Below are 2,899 nucleotides of genomic sequence, written 5' to 3'. Positions count from 1 at the left end.
TCGAGCCGCGCCTGCGCCTCGTCGAGCCGCGCCCGGCTTTCCGGCACCCGTGCCCGGGCCTCGTCGAGCCGCGCCAGCGCCTCGGCCAGCGAGGCTTCGCGGCTGCCCGGGTCAAGTTCGCAGAGGATGTCGTCTTTCTGGACCTTGGCGCCGCGCCGCAGCGGCTCGGAAATCACCTGGGCCGAGGTCTCGGCGCGCACCTGCACCTGGCGGTCGGCCTCGGTCTGGCCGCGCAACACCACGGCGCTGTCGATCGTGGTCGCCTGCGAGCGGATCGCGACCACCCGCACCAGCCGCCCGGCTTTCGCCTCGCCAGAAGCGACCTCAGCCTGCGCGGTGTCCACCGCGCCCGTTGCAGCCGGTGGCGCGCTGTCCTCGGCAGTCCGGGCCGAGGCAAAGGCCAGCAGGTCGTCGCGTTCGACCACGATGAAATACAGGAATGCGGTCACCATGATCGCGGTGAGCATGGGTACGAGTTTCATCTGGGTCGTCTCCGCTGTCGTTGGGCGCATCTGCGCTGCTTGTTGCCCGCGACATAATGGCAGGGCCTTGGATTGCAAGCGCGGCGAAATAAGTTTTGAACCGATCGGTTCAGTTTAGCCCCGCCCCGGAGGCAGCGCAAGCCGCGCCGGCGCCCGACGATGCCGGGACTTGGCAGTCACCAAGCAACCCTGTAAGAGGGGGCAAAATTTGGGGAGTAGCGGTATGAGCGATACCGACAGTTTCATCGAGGAAGTCACCGAGGAAGTGCGCCGCGAGCGCCTGTTCGGCTATATGCGCAAATATGGCTGGATCGCCGTGGCACTGGTGCTGCTGATCGTCGGCGGAGCGGCCTGGAACGAGGTCGAGAAATCCCGCGCCCGCAGCGCCGCCGAGGCCTCGGGAGATGCCATTTTCCGGGCCGTTCAGGCCAATGACATCCCGGCGCGCGTCGCCGCCTTGCAGTCGCTCGAGACCGAGTCGCCCGAGGCCCAGATGGTTGCCGATTTCCTGCTTGCCGCAAATCAGGCTGACGCCGGTGACAGGTCCGGGGCGGCGGCGACGCTGGAGGGGCTGGTCAATGCCGCCGACAGCGACATGCCCGAGATCTATCGCCAGATCGCCCTGTTCAAGTCGGTTGCGCTGAGCGGTGCCGATCGGTCGGCCGACGAACGCCGCGCGCTGCTGGAGCCGCTGGCCGTGCCCGGTGCGCCGCTGGCGCTTCTGGCGCAGGAGCAGCTGGCACTGATCGATATCGAAACCGGCGAAACCGGGGCCGCGATCGACCGGCTGAACGCGATTTCGCAGGATTCCGCCGTATCAGCAGGCTTGCGTCGCCGGGCAACTCAGTTGATTGTGGCCTTGGGCGGCACGCCCGAGGCGATCGCAGGGCAGACCGCCTCGCAATAAGAACAATACCGTAAGAACACCGCCGTAAGAACAACACCCAGGGGGCTCGGGCCGTGACGACACGAAACTGGATTTTGACCCTGACCGGTGTGGCCCTGCTGGCCGCCTGCGGCAATGACGACGTGATCCTGCAGGGGCAGCGCGAAGACCTGCGCGGCGGCGAAAGCCTTGCGGCCTTCGAAAACCAGACCCGCGCGATCCGCCTGCCGGGCACCTCGCGCAACAGCTCCTGGACCCACCGTCCGGGCTCGCCGGGCTATCGCACCGCCAATGCCGCGCTCGCGGCCAGCCCGACGCTGGCCTGGAGCAGCAAGATCGGGGCCGGCAACAGCCGTCGCCAGCGCATCACCGCCGATCCGGTGGTGGCCGAGAACCGGGTCTTCACCATGGACGCCGCCGGCACGCTGAGCGCCACCAGCACCGCCGGCGCCGCGATCTGGTCGCGCAACCTCACCCCGCCGCGCGACAACCCCAAGGATGCCTCGGGCGGGGGGCTGGCCTATCACGGCGGCAAGCTGTTCGTGACCACCGGCTTCGGCCGTCTCGAGGCGGTCGACCCGGCGACCGGGGCGACGCTCTGGGAACAGCGGCTGGGGGCCATCGGCAGCGGCTCGCCGGTGGTTTACGGCAACCTGGTCTACCTGGTCTCGGGCGACGAGCGCGGATGGGCGATCGACACCGAAACCGGAAAGGTCGCCTGGCAGGTCAATTCGGTGCCCTCGGTGGCCAATGTCCAGAGCCCGGCCGCCCCGGCAGTGAACGACCGGCTGGTGATCTTCCCCTTCGGCTCGGGCGAGGTGCAGACCACCTTCCGGCGCGGCGGCCTGCGGCTGTGGGAGGCCGGTGTCGCCGGCGAACGGCTCGGCCGCGCGGTCAACAAGGTCGGCGACATCTCGGGCGACCCGGTGATTTCCGGCACCTCGGTCTATGTCGCCAACCATTCCGGCCGCCTGGTGGCGCTGGATCTGGAAACCGGCGACCGCAAGTGGACCGCGCAGGAAGGCGCGCTGAGCCCGGTGTGGCCGGTCGGCGGTTCGGTCTTCCTGGTCAGCGACCGCAACCAGCTGGTGCGCCTCGACGCCGGCGACGGGGCGCCGGTCTGGGCCGTCGATCTGCCCTATTTCGTCAAGGACAAGCCCAAGAAGCAATCCTCGGTCTATGCCCATTACGGCCCGATCCTGGCCGGCGACCGGCTGGTGGTGGCCTCGTCCGACGGGCTTTTGCGCAGTTTCGACCCGGCCTCGGGCGCGCTTCTCTACTCGGCGGAGATCCCCGGCGGCGCCTCGTCCAACCCGGTGGTGGCGGGCGGCGTTCTCTACGTGGTCGGCGGCGATGGGCAATTGCACGCTTTCCGTTGACCCGGAAATGGTTTATCGGGACGTCTTCAGACCTGTCGGAGACATCAGATGAGTTTTACGCTCGCCATCGTGGGGCGGCCCAATGTGGGCAAATCCACCCTGTTCAATCGCCTCGTGGGCAAGAAACTGGCGCTGGTCGACGACCAGCCCGG

At 68.2% G+C, this 2,899-nt stretch carries 3 protein-coding genes and 1 pseudogene; 3 read left to right on the top strand and 1 reads right to left on the bottom strand.

Going from position 1 to position 2,899, the window contains the following annotated elements:
- Positions 1-482, bottom strand: a pseudogene (locus tag ABZD10_RS14900) (efflux RND transporter periplasmic adaptor subunit); the annotation flags it as partial.
- A 223-nt stretch (positions 483-705) separates the two neighbouring features.
- Between ABZD10_RS14900 and ABZD10_RS14895 the strand changes: the two are divergent.
- From ABZD10_RS14895 to ABZD10_RS14885, 3 genes are all read left to right on the top strand, one after another.
- Positions 706-1,389, top strand: a complete 684-nt coding sequence (locus ABZD10_RS14895) for a tetratricopeptide repeat protein (RefSeq protein ID WP_372887707.1) — start codon at positions 706-708, stop codon at positions 1,387-1,389.
- A 53-nt stretch (positions 1,390-1,442) separates the two neighbouring features.
- Positions 1,443-2,747 (top strand): PQQ-binding-like beta-propeller repeat protein, encoded by a 1,305-nt coding sequence (locus tag ABZD10_RS14890; protein ID WP_372887706.1) that lies wholly within the window; start codon positions 1,443-1,445, stop codon positions 2,745-2,747.
- A 48-nt stretch (positions 2,748-2,795) separates the two neighbouring features.
- Positions 2,796-2,899 (top strand): GTPase (locus ABZD10_RS14885; protein ID WP_372887709.1); only part of this gene is annotated, 104 nt, incomplete at its 3' end.

Source organism: Shimia sp., from assembly GCF_041624275.1.
Taxonomy (GTDB): domain Bacteria; phylum Pseudomonadota; class Alphaproteobacteria; order Rhodobacterales; family Rhodobacteraceae; genus Shimia.
This window is presented reverse-complemented; position numbering and strand designations above follow the sequence as displayed.